This window comes from Ruegeria sp. ABD4_443, from assembly GCF_056160865.1.
This window is the reverse complement of record NZ_JBSWYA010000002.1, coordinates 366,498-385,893: the sequence shown is the minus strand read 5'-3', so window position 1 is coordinate 385,893 and position 19,396 is coordinate 366,498. Positions and strand designations below refer to the sequence as shown.

Here is a 19,396-nt window from a genome sequence, read left to right as displayed (position 1 = left end):
TTAGGATCTAGGAGAATTCAGGAATGCCTGTAAAAAACAGACTGTCGGAAATGCATGACGAGATTACCGGGTGGCGCCGCCATCTGCATGCGCATCCTGAGCTGATGTATGATGTGCACGAAACGGCGGGTTTTGTGGCCAACCGCCTGAAAGAGTTCCAAGTTGATGACATAACCACCGGCATCGGTAAAACCGGTGTGGTCGGGGTCATCAGGGGCCGGACCGACACGCGCGGCCGCGTGATAGGGCTGCGGGCGGATATGGATGCGCTGCCGATCGAAGAGGCGACGGGGCTGGACTATGCCTCGACCGTGGCGGGCAAGATGCATGCATGCGGCCATGACGGGCACACGTCAATGTTGCTGGGTGCCGCGAAATACCTTGCCGAGACGCGCAATTTCGACGGGACCGTCGTGCTGATCTTTCAGCCCGCCGAAGAGGGTGGTGCCGGGGCTCTGGCCATGTGCCGGGATGGTCTGATGGACCGGTGGGGCGTTCAAGAGGTCTATGGATTGCACAACATGCCGGGGCTTGCGGTCGGAACATTTGCGATCAGGTCCGGGGCCTTGCTGGCCTCGTCGGATGATTTTGAGATCGTCGTAACGGGCAAGGGCGGTCACGCAGCGGCCCCGCATGAGGCGGTCGACACGACGCTGGTCGCGTCGCATATCGTCGTTGCGCTGCAATCGGTGGTCTCGCGCACGATTGATCCGATCAAGCGAGTCGTCCTGACGGTCGGCACGTTTGTAACCGACAGCGCGGCGTCCAACGTCATAGCCCACACCGTCCGCATGCAGGGAACCGTTCGTACGCTGGACCCGGAATGCCGTGCGCTGGCAGAAGAGCGGGTGCGCAGGATTGCCGAAGACACGGCCAGCGCCTTTGGGGCCTCGGCTGAGGTGAAGTGGGATGCCGGGTATCCGGTGACGGTAAACAGCGCGCAGGAAACGGCGCATGCCACGGCGGCGGCCGAGGCCGTGGCCGGCAGCGTCAACGCCAACACCGATCCGATCATGCCGTCGGAAGATTTTGCCTACATGCTTGAAGAACGGCCCGGAGCCTACATCTTTTTAGGGAACGGGGATACGGCGATGTGCCACCACCCGGAATACAATTTCGACGACGATGCGATACCCGCCGGCTGCAGCTGGTTTGTAGAGCTTGTCGAACGCAGAATGCCCGTCACATAGTCCACAGGGGAAGACATCATGCCGGTAAAGAACCGATTTGCAGAGCTGCAATCAGAAATCACGCAATGGCGCCGTGATATCCACGAGAACCCGGAAATCCTGTTCGAAACACACCGAACAAGTGCATTGGTTGCCGAAAAGCTGAAAGATTTCGGGTGCGATGAAATCGTGACCGGCATTGGCCGGACAGGCGTGGTGGGGGTCATCAGGGGCAAGGCCGACACCAAGGGCCGTGTGATCGGTTTGCGGGCAGACATGGACGCGCTGCCCATTCACGAGGCGACGGGGCTGGACTATGCGTCAAAGACACCGGGGGCCATGCATGCCTGCGGTCATGACGGGCACACCGCAATGCTGCTGGGGGCTGCCAAGTACCTGTCCGAGACGCGCAATTTTGATGGCACCGTCGTGGTGATTTTTCAGCCTGCCGAAGAAGGCGGCGGGGGCGGGCGCGAGATGTGCGAAGACGGCATGATGGAACGGTGGAACATCCAGGAAGTGTACGGGATGCACAATTGGCCCGGCCGCCCCGTTGGAAGTTTTGCAATCCGCCCCGGCGCGTTCTTTGCAGCCACGGACCAGTTTGACGTTACCTTCGAGGGTCTTGGCGGCCATGCGGCGAAACCGCATGAGACCGTGGACACCACGGTGATGGCGGCGCAGGCGGTCATGTCCCTGCAGACGATCGCGTCGCGCAATGCCGATCCGGTGGACCAGATCGTTGTTTCGGTCACGTCGTTTGAAACCTCGTCGAAAGCGTTCAACGTGATCCCGCAGACGGTCCGGATCAAGGGAACCGTACGCACCATGAGCCGCGAGATGCGTGACCTGGCGGAAAAGCGGATCGGTGAGGTCTGCGCCGGTGTCGCGGCCACGTTCGGCGGCAAAGCGAACGTCACCTATATGCGCGGGTATCCGGTCATGGTGAACAGTGACGAGCAGACGGAATTTGCCGCGCAGGTTGCCAGCGCCGTGGCAGGCGGCTGCGACGAAGCCCCCCTGGTCATGGGCGGCGAGGACTTCGCGTTCATGCTGGAAGAGCGTCCGGGCGCTTATATCCTTGTCGGCAATGGCGACACGGCGATGGTGCATCACCCCGAGTATAACTTTAACGATGAGGCCATCCCGGCCGGGTGCAGCTGGTGGGCCGAGATTGTCGAGCAAAGAATGCCTGCCGCCTGATGCGGCGGGTAGGGCGGGGGCGCTGCCCCCGTCGCGCCCTGGGCGCGACTCCCCCGGGATATTTTCAGCCAGATGAAGCGGGATCCGCTGGCTGATTCAGGTCGAGCTCTGAACACAGCGTTTCGATGACCGTATCCAGTGCGGATTTTTGCGATGTGACGCAGGCGCTGGCGGATTGGCGTGCCGCAGCAAGGGCCGCGCCGTCCGAAAGCCAGGTGGTGACGGCCTGCACAAGTTCTGCGGCTGAGTTCACCTGTACCGCGCCGCCGGATTGGACGAGGGGCGCGAAAGTTTCGGCGAAGTTGAAATAGCCGGGGCCGGTGATCACGGCGGCGCCAGCCTGCGCGGGTTCGAAGGGGTTATGGCCGCCGATCTCTTTCAGCGATCCGCCCAGAAAGACAATCGGACACAGCGCGTACCATGTGCCTGTTTCGCCCAATGTGTCGGCAAGATACACCTGCGTATCCGGGCGGAGCGGGTCGTTCGAACTGCGCTGTGCAAAGGTCAGGCCCGCGTCGCGCAGCAGACCCGCAATCTGGGCCCGGCGTTCGGGATGGCGTGGGATCAGCAGCAGCAGCAGGTCCGGCCATTGCTGCAAAAGTTGGCTATGGGCGGCCAGCACGATTTCTTCCTCGCCCGTATGGGTCGAGCTTGCAATCCAGACGGGACGGTGCCCGATCTGGGCGCGGATATCGGTCAGGGTTGCGTCATCGACCGGGAGGGGGTCAGACATGGCTTTCAGGTTGGTGCCGGGGCGAACCCGTTCGTTCGGCGCGCCCATTGCGATCAGGTTGGCCGCCGTCTGGTCGTTCTGCGTCAGGAACAGGCGAAAGCGATGCAGGATGAAACGCGCCGTGTCGGGGCGTTTGCGCCAGCCAGCCACGGAGCGTTCGGACAGGCGCGCGTTGAGCAGCGCCAGGGGTGTTCTACGTTTGTCGGTTTCGACAATGAGGCGCGGCCAGATTTCGCTTTCGACGAAAATGGCGGCATCGGGGTGCCACCCGTCCAGAAAGCGGCGCACGGGGGTGGCGCTGTCCAGGGGCGGGAATTGGTGGCGGGTGCGGGGCGGCAGGCGTTTTTCGATCAGTTCGGCCGAGGTCGGCGTGCCGGATGTGATCAGGAATTCTGCATCGGGCAGCCTGTCGGCCATTCGGTTGATCAGGCTGAGGACGGAAAGGCTTTCGCCGACGCTTGCGGCGTGAAACCAGATCAGCCGACCCTTGGGGCGTGTGGCATCGGTCAGGCCCAAGCGTTCGCGCTGTCGGGTTTCCGGCACACCGGCGGCTTGCAGTTTGCGTTTAACCGTTCGCCACGCAAGCGGCGCAACGATGGCCGTCAGGCCGCAGTACAATCGGTACAGCAGCGTGGGGTAACCTTGATCCCGGGGCATGTCAGCCGCCTGTGTGGCTCATGTGGCGGCTCATTTTTCCGTCAACCGCCTGGCGCGAATAGTCGAAATCGTGGCCCTTGGGTTTGAGGTTGATTGCGGCGCGGATGGCGTCTTCGAGCGGCTGGTTCGTATCGGGATTGTCACGCAGCGCAGCGCGCAGATCGGCCCGGTCTTCCTGGCCCAGGCACATGAACAGCTCGCCAGTGCAGGTCAGCCTGACGCGGTTGCAGCTTTCGCAGAAATTGTGGCTGAGCGGCGTAATGAACCCGATTTTCTGCCCCGTTTCCGCAAGCCGGACATAGCGCGCCGGTCCGCCGGTCCGTTCGACAAGATCGGTGACGTCATAATGGTTCTCGTATTCGGCCCGCACATCCTTGAGCGACCAGTACTGATCCAGCCGATCCTCGTTGCCGATATCGCCCATGGGCATGACTTCGATCCAGGTCAGGTCCATGTCACGTTCGGCGCACCATTGGGTGATGCGCGGCAGTTCTTCTTCGTTGAACCCCTTCAGGGCGACGGCGTTGATCTTGATCCGCAGGCCCGCTTTCTGGGCCGCGTCGATGCCGGTCAGCACCTGTTTCAGGCGGCCCCAGCGGGTTACCTGGCTGAACTTTTCGTCGTCCAATGTGTCGAGCGACACATTCACCCGGCGCACGCCCGCATCATAAAGGTCGTCGGAAAAGCGATGAAGCTGCGACCCGTTCGTCGTCAGCGTCAGTTCCTTTAGCGCGCCGCTGTCGAGATGGCGCGTCATGGAACGGAAAAAGCTCATGATATTGCGGCGCACCAACGGTTCGCCGCCGGTGATCCGCAGCTTTTCGACACCCATTTGGACAAAGGTCGTGCACATCCGGTCAAGTTCTTCGAGCGTCAGAAGGTCTTTCTTGGGCAGGAAGGACATGTTTTCCGACATGCAGTAAACGCACCGGAAATCGCAGCGATCCGTAACGGAAACGCGGAGATAGGTGATAGCGCGCGCGAATGGGTCAATAAGTGGGGCGGTCATGCCCCATAGGTAAAGCGCGCTCCCTGATGCGACAAGGGTGAACTGCGCTTTTGACTGGTACAGATGCGCGCAGGACGATAGGTTTTCGCCATGAAATACGCTCTGGTTCTTTTGTCGTTCCTTCTTGTCGGATGCGAACAGGTGCAATCGGCTTCGGGCCGGTTATTTGGCAATGCCGAACCGGTTGCGGATGCATCCGTACCCCCGCCCGAGCCGGAAGGCGATGTGCAGCCGGTTGCCCAGGTCACCCCCGGCTGGGAGGGCGCGAAGACGACGATCGCATCGTTGGGCGATCCGACCAAGCCGGGGCGGTGGCTGGAGACATCGCTGGTGTCGGTGGAAGTCAACGCAAGGATCGTTGTGCCGCGCACTGGCGCGCAGGCCTATGTCACTCTGGTTCCGGCGCCCGGGCCGGAAGGCGGCGGAAGCCGGTTGTCCCTGGATGCGATGCGGGCCCTGCTGGTGCCGTTCGATGAATTGGTCGAGCTTCAGGTGTATCTGAACTAGCGCGTCAGGTATTTCCCGGCTTCGCGGACTGCAAAGGGCTTCATCGCCTGCGCGTGACTGTTAAGGAAAGCATGCACCCTGTCGGGATCGTGTTTGGACAGTTCCCGCAACCACCATGCGACGGCTTTCTGGATGAACCAGTCCCGGTCAGGCACATAACCTGCCGCCCAGCCCAGTATCCTGTCGCGCCGTTCCAGGTCTTGGGGTTTGGGGTGGTTTTGCTTGGTCCAGGGTAGGGTGGCCACAAGGGCCGCACGCCGGGTCCACATGTGGTCGGATGCGGTCCAACGCGCAACCTGGCCCAACCTCTCTGGATCGGCGGTCAGACGTTTTTGCATCGCGATGCAGGCATGGTCAGCCACGGCCCAGGCGTCGAAATCGGGCAGCCAGCTGTGCAAAAGATCCCAGACGGGCTGATCTTCGCGAATGCGGGCCTGGGTCAGCAGCTTGGCCGCGGCAAGGCGGGCCTCGTGAATGTCAGTCTTCCAAAGACCCTGCGCCAGGGCGACGCGCCCTGCCACATCCAGATCCTGACGCCAGGATTTTGCCAGATCGTTCAGGACCGGGTTTCCGACGCCCAGGTAAATGCGCGGCACCTTGTGATATGCGGCCATCTGCGCGGCCCGTTCGGGGTCGGCATGACCTTTGATCTGGTCAAGATAGACATCGGTCTGCATGCGCTTACCTATACAGCCGGGAACGGCTGCGCCCAGCCGGGGCGCAGGGCCAGGCGCGTCGTTGCCGGAAAAGCCGCACCATGGCTCATTCCACCGTTACGGATTTCGCCAGGTTGCGCGGCTGATCCACATCCGTACCCTTGGCAACTGCCGTGTGATAGGCCAGCAATTGCGCCGGGACCGAATACAGGATCGGCGTAAGGTCCGGGTGGATATGGGGCATTCGGATCGTGCTCCAGACGCCGTCTTCTGCCTCGGCGATCCCGTCATCATCCGAGACCAGGATGACCTTGCCCTTGCGGGCCATCACCTCTTGCATGTTCGACACTGTCTTGTCGAAGACCGCATCACGCGGGGCCATGACGACAACCGGCATATGTTTGTCAATCAGCGCGATTGGCCCATGCTTCAACTCGCCCGACGCGTAACCTTCGGCGTGTATATAACTGATTTCCTTGAGCTTCAACGCGCCCTCCATGGCCAGCGGATACATCAGCCCGCGCCCTAGGAACAATACGTCGCGCGCCTCTGACAGGCGTTGGGCCGATTTCCGGATGGCCCGGTTCTGGTCCAGTGCCGCATTCAGCACCGAAGGCAACCCGCGCAGCGCGGCCGCATGATCGGCCAGGGCCTCGTCAGACAGGGTTCCCCGGTCTGCCGCCGCCTTGAGTGCCAGCATCAAAAGAACGCTGAGCTGGCAGGTGAACGCCTTGGTCGAGGCAACGCCAATTTCGACACCCGCGTGAATGGGCAGTGCGATGTCGCTTTCGCGCGCGATCGAGCTTTCGGGGACATTGACGACGGACACGATCTTGTCTGCCTTGCCCTCGCAATATCGCAGCGCCGCCAATGTGTCGGCGGTTTCACCCGACTGGCTGACGAACAGCGCCAGGGTTCGGTCGGTGATCGGCGGTTCACGATAGCGAAATTCGCTTGCGATATCGACCTCGACCGGCATCTGGGCAAGCTTTTCAAACCAATATTTGGCCGTCAGGCAGGCGTAGAAAGCCGTCCCGCAGGCGACCATTGTCAGGCGGTCAAGCTTGGTAAAGTCAAGATCGGCGCCCGGCAGCACGACCTTGTCGCCGCCGGTTGGCAGGTAAGAGCGGATCGCCTCGGCCACGACAACCGGCTGTTCGGCGATTTCCTTGGCCATGAAGTGCTTGTGCCCGCCTTTGTCAGCGCGCGCGTGGTCCAGCTTGATCTTGCGCATCTCGCGATTGGCCAGTTCGCCCTTTTCGTTGCGGATCTCCAACGAGGTGCGGGTCAGGACCGCGCGGTCACCCTCTTCCAGATAGGTGATCCGGTTGGTCAGGGGTGCCAATGCGATGGCATCCGAACCGACGAACATCTCTCCGTCGCCATGACCGATGGCAAGGGGCGATCCCTTGCGTGCCGCAACGATCAGGTCGTCCTGACCGTCGAACAGGAACGCCAGGGCAAACGCGCCTTGCAACCGGTCGATGGTCTTGTTTGCGGCCTCAACCGGGGACAGACCACCCCGCATCAGATGCTCGGCCATGAGCGCGACGGTTTCGGTATCGGTTTCGGTCTCGAACCCGATTCCATGCTCGGCCAGTTCGGCGCGCAGGTCCCGGTAGTTTTCGACGATGCCATTATGCACCACGGCGACCGGACCAGCCCGGTGCGGGTGGGCATTGGTGACCGAGGGCACCCCGTGCGTGGCCCAGCGTGTGTGACCGATCCCGGACTTTCCGGGAAGGGGGTCATGCACCAGAAGATCGCTGAGGTTGACCAGTTTGCCAACGGCCCGGCGGCGTCCCAGCGCGCCGTCATTCACCGTTGCGATGCCCGCGCTGTCATAGCCGCGGTATTCCAGCCGCTTCAGGGCCTCGACCAGGATGGGGGCCGCTTCGTGGTGCCCCAGAACTCCGACAATTCCACACATTTTTCAGGCTCCTTTGTCGCGGCGAGCCTTCTTCGCCTTCAACATGTCAAACAATTTGCGCGCATAACCCGGTTTGTTGTCCTGCCGTGAACGGGCGACCGCAAGGGCGTCGGGCTCGACGTCGCGCGTGACAACGGTTCCTGTCGCTGTCATCGCGCCGTCGCCCAGCCGGACCGGGGCCACAAGCATTGTGTTGGACCCGACAAAGACGTTTTCGCCGATTGTGGTGCGGTGCTTCATCACGCCGTCATAGTTGCAGGTGATCGTGCCCGCGCCAATATTGGACGCAGCCCCAACCGACGCATCACCGATATAGCTGAGGTGGTTGACCTTTGCGCCCTCGGCGATTTCGGCGTTCTTGATTTCAACAAAGTTGCCGATCTTGGTGTTTTCAGACAGTTCCGTTCCCGGTCGCAGCCGGGCATAGGGGCCCACGACCGCGCCGCGGCTGACGTGACAGCCTTCCAGATGGGAAAAGGCCCGGATGGTCGTGCCGCTTTCCACGGTGACACCGGGCCCAAAGACGACGTTGGGTTCAATCACCGTGTCGCGGCCGATCACGGTATCGGCGGACAGGTACACGGTGTCGGGGGCCATCAGGGTGACGCCCAGTTCCAACAGGTCGGCGCGGGCGCGTTGCTGAAACACCCGGTCGGCGGCGGCCAGGTCTGTGCGCGAGTTGACCCCAAGGGTTTGCGCTTCGTCGCAGGCAACGGCTGTTACGCTCAGCCCCCGGTCGCGCGCGATTTCGACCACATCCGGCAGGTAGTATTCGCCCGAGGCGTTGTCATTTCCGACCGCATCAATCAGCGAAAACAGGGTTTCAGCGTCACAGGCCAACAGCCCCGAGTTGCACAGGGTGATTGCCCGTTCGGCCTCGGTCGCGTCCTTGAACTCGACAATCCGCTCCAGGGTTTCGCCGTTCATGACAAGGCGGCCATAGCGGGCGGGGTCGGCGGCCTCGAAACCCAGAACCACAAGGTCGTTCTGCGCACGCGCGGCTATCATGCGCTCAAGCGTGTCGGGTTGCAGAAACGGCGTGTCGCCATAAAGGACCACCACATCCCCTGAAAACCCGTCAAGCGCCGTGCGGGCCTGTGCCACCGCGTGGGCGGTGCCCAGCTGCTCTTGCTGGACCGCGATCTGGGCCGCTTCGTCTTCGGTCAGGGCGACCTTGGCCACCGCCTCGGACCCGTGCCCGGTGACGATGACGGTACGTTCGGGGTTCAGAACCGAACCGGCACGCATCGCGTGAACGATCATCGGGGTTTGGGCAATGGGGTGCAGAACCTTTGGAATATCCGAATTCATCCTGGTGCCTTTTCCGGCGGCGAGGATGACAAGGGCAGTGGTCATGAAATCGATTTCTCTTTTGTTTTGTCGCTGACCGTTTTATCCGCTGACGGCAAAGGCGCAAGCGGTTCGGCCATCAAACAAGATTGCCGTTTGCAACACGACATGGCGAAATCCCGCCGAGGCAGGAGACAGAATGCACACGGTTATCTTTGATCTGGACGGGACTTTGGCGGACACGTCAGGCGATCTTCTGGCCGCGGCGAACCACTGTTTTCGGCAGATGGGGCATGGCGATGTGCTGGTCAACGGGCAGGACGCGGCGGTGGCCCTGCGGGGTGGCCGCAGGATGCTGACGCATGGGTTGGAACGGGTTGGCGCATATGACGAGGCCACGGTTGATGCGTTTTACCCCGTACTTCTTGAGGCTTACGCGGCTGAGATTGACACGCATACCCGGTTTTACCCCGGTGCGATGGGCGCGGTCGAGCGGTTGAAGGACGCAGGCTATGGCGTCGGGATCTGTACGAACAAACCCGAAGGTTTGGCCGATCTTCTGTTGACGCGGATGGGGGTGCGCGATGTTTTTGCATCGCTGGTGGGGGCCGATACGCTGCCGGTGCGCAAACCCGACCCCGCCCCCCTGCGCGAGGCCGCGCGGCGTGCAGGCGGTCACCCTGACAAATGTGTCCTGATCGGCGATTCAGATACCGACCGGAACACGGCCCTGGCGGCGGGCGTTCCATCGGTTCTTGTGACATTCGGACCATCGGGCGAGGATATGGCCGCGCTGCGCCCCGAGGCCCTGTTGCATCATTTCGATGATCTGCCCGAACTCGTACCGAACCTGATCGGGGCGGCGGCCCGAGGGGACAGTGGCCCTTGACCCCGGTGAAACGCGGCCTCAAAACGAGGGCATGACAGAGAAATTCACTGGTAGTTTTACCCAGCAGGAACCGATCCCCGATGACGCCATCGCGGCGGCGGTCGAAGTTCTGCGCCATGGCCGGTTGCATCGCTACAATGTCGCCCCGACCGAGTTGAGCGAGACCGCCTTGCTGGAACAGGAATTTGCCGCCCAGACCGGCGCCAAATACTGTCTGGCTGTCGCGTCGGGCGGCTATGCGCTGGCGACGGCATTGCGGGCGATCGGGGTGCAGCCCGGAGACCCGGTACTGACCAATGCCTTCACCCTTGCTCCGGTTCCGGGTGCGATTGCATCGGTCGGCGCACGGCCCGTGTTCGTCGGCGTGAACGAGGCGCTGACCATTGACCTGGATGATCTGGCCGGCAAGCTGGGACAGGCCCGCGTCCTGATGCTGAGCCATATGCGGGGACACCTGTGTGACATGGATCGTTTGATGCAGATGTGCGATGCGGCAGGCGTGACAGTGATCGAGGATTGCGCACACACGATGGGCGCGGCCTGGCGTGGGCAAAAATCGGGCCGACAGGGCGCCGTGGGCTGCTATTCCTGCCAGACATACAAACATGTGAATTCCGGCGAAGGCGGGTTGCTGGTCACCGATGATGCCGAACTGGCCGCGCGGGCTACGATCCTGTCGGGGTCCTATATGCTGTACGAGCGCCATCTGGCCGCTCCTGCCCCCGAGGTATTCGAGCGGGTCAAGTATACCACGCCCAATGTTTCGGGGCGCATGGACAATCTGCGCGCAGCGATTCTGCGCCCGCAATTGCGAGACCTGGAAAGACAGGTGGCCCGCTGGAACGAACGCTATCGCGAGATCGAGGCCGGGCTGGCAGGAACACCTGGGCTGCGCACGGTCGAACGCCCGGCCGAAGAGACCTATGTCGGGTCTTCGATCCAGTTTCTTCTGCTGGACTGGTCGCCCGAAGACATCGCCGAGGTGATCCGGCGATGTGCCGCCCGTGGGGTCGAGTTGAAGTGGTTCGGAGGGGCCGAGCCAAGCGGGTTCACCTCGCGCTATGACAGTTGGCGCTATGTCGAGGCGGAGCGGATGCCGGACAGCGACCGGATTCTTGCCGGAATACTGGACATGCGCGTACCGCTGACATTTTCACTGGATGACTGCCGGTTGATTGCGCGGATCATCCGCGCCGAAGTCGGGGCGGTTTATCAGTCGTGATTGGCACCGGCGCGCCGGGTTCACCCACTTTTGGTCTACGCAATGCGCCGCCCGCTGGGCGGCGTTTTGCTGTTGAATGTGCTGCAATCAATCGCAGTCGTTGACCCGTCGCGTTTTCGCTGCTAATTGGTTATTGAACACTTGTTCATTAACGCGATGGCTGGAGGAGAGCGCGGATGTTCATGGCAACAATGCAATTCGATCTGGGCGAAGAGGTGAACGCCCTGCGCGACATGGTGCATCGCTGGGCGCAGGAACGGGTCAAGCCGATGGCCGCCGAGATTGATCAGTCGAATGCCTTTCCAAACGCCTTGTGGAAGGAAATGGGCGAACTGGGGCTTTTGGGTGTGACTGTTCCCGAAGAATTCGGCGGCGCCGGAATGTCCTATCTGGCGCATACGATCGCGGTCGAGGAAATCGCCCGCGCCTCGGCCTCGGTTTCGTTGTCCTATGGGGCGCATTCAAACCTTTGCGTGAACCAGATCAAGCTGAACGGTACGCCAGAGCAAAAGCAGAAATACCTGCCGCGGCTTATCTCGGGCGACCATGTCGGCGCTTTGGCCATGTCCGAGGCCGGGGCAGGTTCGGACGTTGTCTCGATGACCTTGCGGGCCGAAAAGCGCAATGATCACTATCGCCTGAACGGAAACAAATACTGGATCACCAACGGCCCGGATGCCGACACGCTGGTCGTCTATGCAAAGACCGATCCCGAGGCGGGCTCCAGGGGGATCACCGCGTTTTTGATCGAAAAGGAAATGAAGGGGTTCTCGACCTCGCCGCATTTCGACAAGCTGGGGATGCGCGGGTCGAATACGGCCGAGCTGGTGTTCGAGGATGTCGAAGTGCCGTTCGAAAACGTCCTGGGGCAGGAAGGCAAGGGCGTCGCGGTGCTGATGTCCGGGCTGGATTATGAACGTGTGGTTCTTGCGGGCATCGGGACCGGCATCATGGCGGCCTGTCTTGATGAGGTGATGCCGTATCTTGCCGAACGCAAGCAGTTCGGCAAACCGATTGGCAGCTTTCAGTTGATGCAGGGCAAGATCGCCGACATGTACACGGCCATGAACGCCGCACGCGCCTATGTCTACGAAGTGGCAAAGGCGTGTGATCGCGGCGATGTAACCCGTCAGGACGCCGCCGCATGCTGTTTGTTCGCGTCCGAACAGGCGATGGTCCAGGCGCATCAGGCCGTGCAGGCGCTGGGTGGCGCCGGGTTTTTGGCGGATGCGCCGGTCAGCCGGATTTTCCGCGATGCCAAGTTGATGGAAATCGGGGCCGGCACCAGCGAAATTCGCCGGATGCTGATCGGGCGCGAACTGATGGGTGGAATGCTCTGAAACAGGGTGGTGCGCCCCGCCAGTTCGTGGTGCGGGGCGCAGTTTTTCGTGGGGGTCAGAACTGATGAACGTAGGAAACGCCGACAAGCCAGGGGTCGACCTCGGCCTTGCCGATATAGTTCCCGTTCAGGGTGACGTCCGAGTCGATGTCGAACCAGCGCACATTCAGGCGAACCGCGCCTTTTTCGGTGACCATGTAATCGACACCGGCTTGCAGCGAAACGCCGAACGAGTCGTCGATATTGAGGTCGCCCAGGGCCGAATCCTCGTCAAAGAAGATGGTATAGTTCAGGCCCGCGCCTACATAGGGTTTCCAGGCGCTGTTGGTCGCGAAGTGATAGTTGAGCGACAAGGTGGGCGGCAGCTGTTTGGTGCTGCCTGCGTCGACACTCCCGCCCAGGGTGATGTTGTGCTTGAACGGCGTCGCGGCCAGCAGTTCGATGCCCAGGTTGTCACGAATGAAGTATTCGGCGGTGAAGATCGGGCGCGTGTCCGAGTCGATTTCAGCGCTGAACCCGGCAAGAGTGCCGTTGTCGGACTTGGGATCAAGGTAACCGACACCGACACCGACGGTCCAATCGCCTTGCGATTGGGCAAAGGCCGGGGCGGCAAGCGCCACGAGAGCGGTGGAAAGAGTCAAGGCGGCGAGTTTCTTTGTCATCATTTGGCCTATGGTGTTGTGAACACGTCCGTTTTGAAACCGACGCGGGCAGCTCTCTCTGATCTGTGTCAAGAAACCGTGAAGTTTTCAGGTGCGCTCCCGGCCTCAAGGCTTTGTAAAACATGGGGAAATCACCATGCATCCCGCTAGGCGCATACCGGGGTTGCGTGACGGTGGTGGCTGGGATGTTCCGCCGCAGCTGAACATGGCGCAACAATGCCTGTCGCAGCCCGCGGGCCAAGTGGCGATCATCGAGTTGTCGCAGGGCGCCCGGCAGGACGTCACCCATGGCGAACTCAACCGCCTGACCGACGGCATTGCACGGGTCTTGTCCACGCGTGTGCAGCCGGGGGACAGGGTCGGCGTTTTGCTGAGCCAATCCAGATGGTGCGCGGCCGCCCATCTGGCAATCTGGAAAATCGGCGCGATTTCAGTGCCCTTGTTCAAGCTGTTCCAGCATGATGCGCTGGCCGCCCGCATTGGCGACGCGGGCGCGCAGATCGTTCTGACCGATGATGAGGGCGCGGCGTTGCTGGCAGGGCTGTCCCAGCCCATAATGGTCGAAGGGATTGCGCCGTCGGACGCCCCGGTGCCGTTTGCCCAAACTGGCCCCGATGACCCGGCGGTCCTGATCTATACCTCGGGCACCACGGGCAGCGCCAAGGGTGCGCTGCACGGGCACCGGGTGTTGACCGGTCACCTGCCGGGGGTTTCGATCAGCCACAACCACCTGCGCCAGGGCGACTGCCTGTGGACGCCCGCCGATTGGGCCTGGATCGGCGGCCTGTTCGACGTGTTGATGCCAGGTCTGGCGCTGGGCATTCCGGTTGTGGCGGCGCGGTTGGACAAGTTCACGCCCGAGGCCTGCGCCGATGTGATCGCGCGCGGCGGCGTACGCAATGTCTTTTTTCCGCCCACGGCGTTGCGGATGCTCAAGGCGGCAGATGTGGCGATCCCCGGTTTGCGATCGGTCGCCTCGGGCGGAGAGCCATTGGGAGCCGAGATGCTGGCGTGGGGCGAACAGGCATTTGGCCTGACGATCAACGAGTTCTACGGTCAGACTGAATGCAATATGGTGGTGTCTTCCTGCGCCCAGGATTTCCCGGTGCGACCTGGTTGCATCGGCAAGCCGGTGCCGGGGCATGAGGTGGCGGTGATCGACAAGGACGGCAACCCGACGAGCGACGAGGGCGACGTGGTCATCCGGCGCGGCTCGGCCTCGATGCTGCTGGAATACTGGAACCGACCGGAAGAGACCGCGCAGAAGTTTCGCGGCGACTGGCTGATCACTGGGGATCGCGGCGTGTGCGAGGGCGACTACCTGCGCTTTGTTGGGCGCGATGACGACGTGATTACATCCTCAGGTTATCGGATCGGCCCGGCCGAGATCGAGGATTGCCTGCTGACCCACCCGGCGGTGGCGACGGTGGGCGTGGTCGGCAAACCCGACAAGCTGCGGACCGAGATCGTCAAGGCCTATGTGGTGCTGAAACCAGATGTTGAGACAACGGAACGAGAGTTGCAGGAGTGGGTCAAGGACCGTCTGGCGCAGTATTCCTATCCGCGTGAAGTGACGTTTCTTGAGGCACTGCCGATGACGGTGACAGGGAAAGTGGTCCGCAAGGAATTGAAGGCGCGGGCGGCGGGGGAAGCGAGGGCTCAAAATTGAACCGACTATTGTTTGCTATTTTAATGGCGATCTTTGCGCTCGCGTCCACAGCCCACGCTGATGATCCTGATCCAAGTGGTTGGGTGGAAAGGTGTGTTGAAAACTCTGAGGGTCAGCTGAATTGGTTGAGCGAACGGGAAGAATGTCTGGCGGTGATACTAACCTATTGCGAGTTTGCCCAAGACCAGCGTGTGTGTTTTCTCAATCTCGAAACCAAATACGGAGATCTTGGTAGCAATCTACTTTCTGGGCTTCCCAAAACGATAGAAGCCGAGAGTCCGCAGGCGGAATTCTATATCTCCCGACTTGAAACGCTTCGCGAAATTGACACGAGTGTTGAGTGCAAAGATTACTCAAGCAAAGAGTACTGCTCAGCGCATGTGGCAATTCAGAAGTACTTAGCCGCTTCATCGCTAACGGCCTGGTTGGCTGAACTAGAAGGCGAACAACAATGAAACTCACATCCAAAGCCATGCCCGCCTCTGAGGGCTTTAAGGCAAACCGTACAGCCCATCTGGATGCGCTGGCGCAAATCTCAGCCGTGGCCGAGGCGGCCCGCATGGGCGGTGGCGAGAAATCCCGGGCGCGGCATGAATCTCGCGGCAAGATGCTGCCACGTCGTCGGGTGGCGAACCTTCTGGACCCGGGGTCTCCGTTTCTGGAAATCGGGGCGACGGCGGCGCATGGGATGTATGGCGATGCCGCGCCCTGCGCCGGGGTCATCGCGGGCATTGGCCGGGTGCAGGGGCGTGAGGTCATGGTGGTCTGCAACGACGCCACTGTGAAGGGCGGCACATACTATCCGATGACCGTCAAGAAACACCTCCGCGCGCAGGAGATTGCCGAGGAAAACCATCTGCCCTGTATCTACCTGGTGGATAGCGGCGGTGCGAATCTGCCCAATCAGGATGAGGTCTTTCCCGACCGCGACCACTTTGGCCGTATCTTCTATAACCAGGCGCGGATGAGCGCGAAGGGTATCCCGCAGATTGCCGTGGTGATGGGGTCCTGCACGGCGGGTGGGGCCTATGTGCCCGCGATGTCAGATGTGACGATCATCGTGAAGGAACAGGGGACGATCTTTCTGGCCGGGCCGCCTTTGGTCAAGGCCGCGACGGGCGAGGTTGTCAGCGCCGAGGATCTGGGCGGCGGCGATGTGCATACCCGTCTGTCTGGCGTCGCGGATTACCTGGCCGAGGATGACGCCCACGCACTGGCCTTGGCACGGCGGGCCGTTGGCTCGCTGAACCTGCGCAAACCGCAGACGGTGGATTGGGCCAGCCCCGAAGACCCGGCCTATGACCCCGAGGAAATCATGGGCGTTGTTCCCGCTGACCTGCGCACGCCCTATGACATCCGCGAGGTGATCGCGCGTCTGGTCGATGGCTCTCGGTTCGATGAGTTCAAGCCGCGCTTTGGCGAGACGCTGGTCACAGGTTTTGCCCATGTCAAAGGCTGCCCCGTCGGGATCATCGCCAACAATGGCGTGCTGTTTTCCGAGGCCGCCCAGAAGGGCGCGCATTTTGTCGAACTGTGCTCGCAGCGCCGTATCCCGTTGGTGTTCCTGCAGAACATCACCGGGTTCATGGTCGGTCGCAAATACGAAAACGAAGGCATCGCGCGGCACGGGGCCAAGATGGTGACGGCGGTGGCGACGACGAGCGTCCCGAAGGTCACGATGCTGGTCGGAGGATCATTCGGGGCCGGAAACTATGGCATGGCCGGTCGCGCCTATCAGCCGCGTTTCCTGTGGTCATGGCCGAATTCGCGGATTTCCGTGATGGGTGGCGAGCAGGCGGCGGGTGTTCTGGCCACGGTCAAACGCGACGGGATCGAACGGCAGGGCGGCACATGGTCGGCCGAAGAAGAGGCCGAATTCAAACGACCCACGCTGGATATGTTCGAAGAACAATCCCATCCGCTCTATGCCTCGGCCCGGTTGTGGGACGACGGTATCATCGACCCGCGCAAATCGCGCGACGTGCTGGCCCTGTCGCTGAGTGCCGCACTGAACGCCCCGATCGAGGAGACACGCTTCGGCGTGTTCAGGATGTGACGATGAGCGTTTCACTGAATGATGTCATAGCCCGCTATCCCGGTGCGCAGACCTTCAAATTTGGCGACAGCGCGGCGCTGAGTGCTGACCTGCTGGCATTGGTCCGGGCGGGTCGCAAAACGGCAACTTGCGGTGCATTGCGCGACTACCCGGAGGGCAGCGCTGACACTCCGGTCGTTGGGCGGCGCGATATTGCCCTGGAATGGGACGGACGCCCGGCTTTGGTGATCGAAACGGTCGCGGTCTCGACCTGTCGCTTCTGTGACATGACCGAGGGTTTCGCATTGGCCGAGGGTGAGAACGAAACGCTGGACGGCTGGCGCCAGGATCACCAGCGGTATTTCGAGCGTAACGGCGGCTTTGATCCCGAGATGGAACTGCTGTGCGAACGGTTCCGCCTTGTCGAAGATCTGGCGGTAAAGGGGTAAGCCATGTTCAATAAAATCCTGATTGCCAACCGAGGCGAGATTGCTTGCCGTGTGATGGAAACCGCTCAGAAAATGGGTGTTGCATGTGTGGCCGTCTATTCCGATGCGGATGCGGGGGCCAAGCATGTTCAGATGGCCGATGAGGCGGTGCATATCGGCGGCGCAGCCCCGGCGGACAGCTATCTGAAGGGTGATGTGATCATTCAGGCCGCGCTCGACTCTGGCGCGCAGGCGATCCATCCCGGCTATGGGTTTCTGTCCGAGAACCCGGATTTCGTGGATGCGGTCGAGGCTGCGGGTCTGACCTTTATCGGGCCATCGGCGGATGCAATCCGCAAGATGGGTCTGAAGGACGCAGCAAAGGTTCTGATGGAACAGGCAGGCGTCCCGGTGGTGCCCGGCTATCACGGCGACAATCAGGATGCGGGACATCTGTCGGGGGCCGCTGACACAATCGGCTACCCTGTTCTGATCAAGGCCGTTGCAGGGGGCGGGGGCAAAGGCATGCGGCTGGTCGAGCGGCCCGAGGATTTCGCGGCCGCCCTGGACAGTGCGCGTGGCGAGGCCAGGACCGCCTTTGGCAATGACGCCGTGCTGGTCGAAAAATTCGTCGCCAAACCGCGCCATATCGAGGTGCAGGTGTTTGGCGACGGCACCCATGCGGTACATCTGTTCGAACGCGATTGTTCGCTGCAACGGCGGCACCAGAAGGTGATAGAAGAGGCCCCGGCCCCCGGCATGACGCCCGAAATGCGTGAAGCGATGGGGCAGGCGGGTGTCCGTGCCGCCGAGGCCATCGGTTACAAGGGTGCAGGGACGGTTGAATTCATCGTCGATGCCTCGGACGGGCTGCGCCCGGATCGGTTCTGGTTCATGGAGATGAACACGCGTCTTCAGGTCGAACACCCGGTGACCGAGGCGATTACAGGCGTTGATCTGGTTGCGTGGCAATTGCGGGTCGCCGCCGGGGAAAGCCTGCCGATGCGGCAAGGGGACTTGTCGATCAACGGCCATGCGTTTGAGGCGCGGCTTTATGCCGAAGACGTGCCCAAGGGCTTTTTGCCGGCAACGGGCACCCTGACGCATCTGAACTTCCCCGAGCAAGCCCGCGCCGACAGCGGTGTGCGGGCCGGGGATACGATCAGCCCATGGTATGATCCGATGATCGCCAAGGTGGTCGTACATGGCCCGACGCGTGCGGTTGCATTGGAAACCCTGCATCGGGCCTTGCGCGGAACCGAGGTTGCAGGGACAGTAACGAACCTTGCGTTCTTGGGGGCGTTGACCCGGCATGCTGGGTTTGCCATGGGCGATGTCGACACCGGGTTGATCGGCCGCGATCTGGACGGGTTGGTGCAGGCCCCCGAGTTGCGCCCCGCCGCCTGTGTTGCGGCAGCCATGGTGGCACTTGGCCTCGACAAGGCCGAGGCGCATACCGGGTTCACATTGTGGGCCCCGCTGCATCGTGCGGTGCAGCTGATGTACGGGGACGAGGTTGTGGATCTGGATGTACAGGTCGAAGGCCCCGATCGGCAGATCTGGCAACTCGGTGAAACAGAGGTCACCGCTGAGCGTCAAAACACGGGTTGGGTCATTGATGGCGCACCGATGCCCCGGGTTGCCATGTCCGGCACGCAGATCACCGTGTTCGATCAATATGGGCTGGCATTTGATCTTGTCGATCCGCTTGACCGGGATGCCAGCGCCGCGGGCGATACCAATGTCATCGAAGCGCCGATGCCCGGTCTGGTCAAAGCGGTCTTTGCCGCGGCTGGCCAGACGGTGAAAGAGGGCGACCGGCTGGCCATTCTGGAAGCGATGAAGATGGAACACTCGCTATTGGCGGCGCGTGACGGCGTGGTGGCCGAGGTGTTGGCCGAGGCGGGTGCCCAGGTCGAGGCCGGGGCGGCCCTGGTCCGGTTGCACGAGGATTGATCTGTCACGGCGCGGAATTGCATGGCACAGTCGAGCCATCGG

General features: G+C 61.8%; 17 protein-coding genes. 11 read left to right on the top strand and 6 right to left on the bottom strand.

The annotated features are described in order from the left end of the window. The first annotated feature begins 23 nt into the window (after positions 1-23). On the top strand, positions 24-1,190 hold the full coding sequence (locus tag ACXAG8_RS06035) for a M20 aminoacylase family protein (RefSeq protein WP_475222855.1): 1,167 nt from the start codon (positions 24-26) through the stop codon (positions 1,188-1,190). Between the two features lie 18 nt (positions 1,191-1,208). Beyond that, on the top strand, positions 1,209-2,372 hold the full coding sequence (locus ACXAG8_RS06030) for a M20 aminoacylase family protein (protein WP_475222854.1): 1,164 nt from the start codon (positions 1,209-1,211) through the stop codon (positions 2,370-2,372). 64 nt (positions 2,373-2,436) lie between these two features. Here the strand turns inward: ACXAG8_RS06030 and ACXAG8_RS06025 are convergent, their stop codons facing one another. Further along, complete coding sequence (locus tag ACXAG8_RS06025) at positions 2,437-3,762, bottom strand: 3-deoxy-D-manno-octulosonic acid transferase (RefSeq protein WP_475222853.1); 1,326 nt, start codon at positions 3,760-3,762, stop codon at positions 2,437-2,439. A 1-nt stretch (position 3,763) separates the two neighbouring features. Continuing rightward, complete coding sequence (moaA, locus tag ACXAG8_RS06020) at positions 3,764-4,771, bottom strand: GTP 3',8-cyclase MoaA (protein WP_475222852.1); 1,008 nt, start codon at positions 4,769-4,771, stop codon at positions 3,764-3,766. A 90-nt stretch (positions 4,772-4,861) separates the two neighbouring features. Here moaA and ACXAG8_RS06015 point away from each other — a divergent pair, with 90 nt between their 5' ends. After that, on the top strand, positions 4,862-5,278 hold the full coding sequence (locus tag ACXAG8_RS06015) for a hypothetical protein (RefSeq protein ID WP_475222851.1): 417 nt from the start codon (positions 4,862-4,864) through the stop codon (positions 5,276-5,278). Here the strand turns inward: ACXAG8_RS06015 and ACXAG8_RS06010 are convergent. From ACXAG8_RS06010 to glmU, 3 genes are all read right to left on the bottom strand, one after another. Then, positions 5,275-5,955, bottom strand: coding sequence for a DNA alkylation repair protein (locus tag ACXAG8_RS06010; protein ID WP_475222850.1), 681 nt, complete (start codon positions 5,953-5,955; stop codon positions 5,275-5,277). The two genes, ACXAG8_RS06015 and ACXAG8_RS06010, sit on opposite strands and share 4 nt — an antisense overlap. A gap of 85 nt (positions 5,956-6,040) precedes the next feature. Next, entirely contained in the window at positions 6,041-7,864 is a 1,824-nt protein-coding gene (gene glmS, locus ACXAG8_RS06005) for a glutamine--fructose-6-phosphate transaminase (isomerizing) (RefSeq protein ID WP_475222849.1), read from the bottom strand. Positions 7,865-7,867: 3 nt separating this feature from the next. Then, complete coding sequence (gene glmU, locus ACXAG8_RS06000) at positions 7,868-9,220, bottom strand: bifunctional UDP-N-acetylglucosamine diphosphorylase/glucosamine-1-phosphate N-acetyltransferase GlmU (protein ID WP_475222848.1); 1,353 nt, start codon at positions 9,218-9,220, stop codon at positions 7,868-7,870. Positions 9,221-9,353: 133 nt separating this feature from the next. On the opposite strand from glmU, the gene ACXAG8_RS05995 reads away from it, so the two are divergent. From ACXAG8_RS05995 to ACXAG8_RS05985, 3 genes are all read left to right on the top strand, one after another. Next, positions 9,354-10,043, top strand: a complete 690-nt coding sequence (locus tag ACXAG8_RS05995) for an HAD-IA family hydrolase (protein ID WP_475222847.1) — start codon at positions 9,354-9,356, stop codon at positions 10,041-10,043. Between the two features lie 31 nt (positions 10,044-10,074). Further along, complete coding sequence (locus tag ACXAG8_RS05990; protein WP_475222846.1) at positions 10,075-11,265, top strand: DegT/DnrJ/EryC1/StrS family aminotransferase; 1,191 nt, start codon at positions 10,075-10,077, stop codon at positions 11,263-11,265. 176 nt (positions 11,266-11,441) lie between these two features. Then, positions 11,442-12,605 (top strand): isovaleryl-CoA dehydrogenase, encoded by a 1,164-nt coding sequence (locus ACXAG8_RS05985; protein WP_475222844.1) that lies wholly within the window; start codon positions 11,442-11,444, stop codon positions 12,603-12,605. 55 nt (positions 12,606-12,660) lie between these two features. Here the strand turns inward: ACXAG8_RS05985 and ACXAG8_RS05980 are convergent, their stop codons facing one another. Beyond that, a complete protein-coding gene (locus ACXAG8_RS05980) occupies positions 12,661-13,266 on the bottom strand; it encodes an OmpW/AlkL family protein (protein ID WP_475223113.1) in 606 nt (201 codons plus the stop codon). A gap of 136 nt (positions 13,267-13,402) precedes the next feature. Between ACXAG8_RS05980 and ACXAG8_RS05975 the strand changes: the two genes are divergently transcribed. The 5 genes from ACXAG8_RS05975 to ACXAG8_RS05955 are packed head-to-tail and all read left to right on the top strand — an operon-like array spanning position 13,403 to position 19,354. Next, positions 13,403-14,935: an AMP-binding protein gene (locus ACXAG8_RS05975; protein WP_475222843.1), complete on the top strand. Its 1,533-nt coding sequence runs from the start codon at positions 13,403-13,405 to the stop codon at positions 14,933-14,935. Next, entirely contained in the window at positions 14,932-15,390 is a 459-nt protein-coding gene (locus ACXAG8_RS05970; protein WP_475222842.1) for a hypothetical protein, read from the top strand. The genes ACXAG8_RS05975 and ACXAG8_RS05970 overlap by 4 nt, the downstream gene beginning before the upstream one ends. After that, the gene (locus tag ACXAG8_RS05965) at positions 15,387-16,991 is read left to right on the top strand and encodes a carboxyl transferase domain-containing protein (RefSeq protein WP_475222841.1); all 1,605 of its coding nucleotides are present in this window, start codon (positions 15,387-15,389) and stop codon (positions 16,989-16,991) included. The genes ACXAG8_RS05970 and ACXAG8_RS05965 overlap by 4 nt, the downstream gene beginning before the upstream one ends. A 2-nt stretch (positions 16,992-16,993) precedes the next feature. Next, positions 16,994-17,419 (top strand): ASCH domain-containing protein, encoded by a 426-nt coding sequence (locus tag ACXAG8_RS05960; RefSeq protein WP_475222840.1) that lies wholly within the window; start codon positions 16,994-16,996, stop codon positions 17,417-17,419. Between the two features lie 3 nt (positions 17,420-17,422). After that, the gene (locus tag ACXAG8_RS05955; protein ID WP_475222839.1) at positions 17,423-19,354 is read left to right on the top strand and encodes an acetyl/propionyl/methylcrotonyl-CoA carboxylase subunit alpha; all 1,932 of its coding nucleotides are present in this window, start codon (positions 17,423-17,425) and stop codon (positions 19,352-19,354) included. The last annotated feature ends 42 nt before the right edge of the window (positions 19,355-19,396 follow it).

Bases quoted from the DNA above. Each gene is read 5' to 3' on its own strand.
- glmS (WP_475222849.1), bottom strand. From the start codon at position 7,864: ATGTGTGGAATTGTCGGAGTTCTGGGGCACCACGAAGCGGCCCCCATC.
- ACXAG8_RS05960 (WP_475222840.1), top strand. From the start codon at position 16,994: ATGAGCGTTTCACTGAATGATGTCATAGCCCGCTATCCCGGTGCGCAG.
- ACXAG8_RS06010 (WP_475222850.1), bottom strand. From the start codon at position 5,955: ATGCAGACCGATGTCTATCTTGACCAGATCAAAGGTCATGCCGACCCC.
- ACXAG8_RS05990 (WP_475222846.1), top strand. From the start codon at position 10,075: ATGACAGAGAAATTCACTGGTAGTTTTACCCAGCAGGAACCGATCCCC.
- ACXAG8_RS05985 (WP_475222844.1), top strand. From the start codon at position 11,442: ATGTTCATGGCAACAATGCAATTCGATCTGGGCGAAGAGGTGAACGCC.
- ACXAG8_RS06030 (WP_475222854.1), top strand. From the start codon at position 1,209: ATGCCGGTAAAGAACCGATTTGCAGAGCTGCAATCAGAAATCACGCAA.
- ACXAG8_RS05955 (WP_475222839.1), top strand. From the start codon at position 17,423: ATGTTCAATAAAATCCTGATTGCCAACCGAGGCGAGATTGCTTGCCGT.
- ACXAG8_RS05975 (WP_475222843.1), top strand. From the start codon at position 13,403: ATGCATCCCGCTAGGCGCATACCGGGGTTGCGTGACGGTGGTGGCTGG.
- ACXAG8_RS05980 (WP_475223113.1), bottom strand. From the start codon at position 13,266: ATGACAAAGAAACTCGCCGCCTTGACTCTTTCCACCGCTCTCGTGGCG.
- ACXAG8_RS06025 (WP_475222853.1), bottom strand. From the start codon at position 3,762: ATGCCCCGGGATCAAGGTTACCCCACGCTGCTGTACCGATTGTACTGC.
- glmU (WP_475222848.1), bottom strand. From the start codon at position 9,220: ATGACCACTGCCCTTGTCATCCTCGCCGCCGGAAAAGGCACCAGGATG.
- moaA (WP_475222852.1), bottom strand. From the start codon at position 4,771: ATGACCGCCCCACTTATTGACCCATTCGCGCGCGCTATCACCTATCTC.
- ACXAG8_RS05965 (WP_475222841.1), top strand. From the start codon at position 15,387: ATGAAACTCACATCCAAAGCCATGCCCGCCTCTGAGGGCTTTAAGGCA.
- ACXAG8_RS06035 (WP_475222855.1), top strand. From the start codon at position 24: ATGCCTGTAAAAAACAGACTGTCGGAAATGCATGACGAGATTACCGGG.
- ACXAG8_RS06015 (WP_475222851.1), top strand. From the start codon at position 4,862: ATGAAATACGCTCTGGTTCTTTTGTCGTTCCTTCTTGTCGGATGCGAA.
- ACXAG8_RS05995 (WP_475222847.1), top strand. From the start codon at position 9,354: ATGCACACGGTTATCTTTGATCTGGACGGGACTTTGGCGGACACGTCA.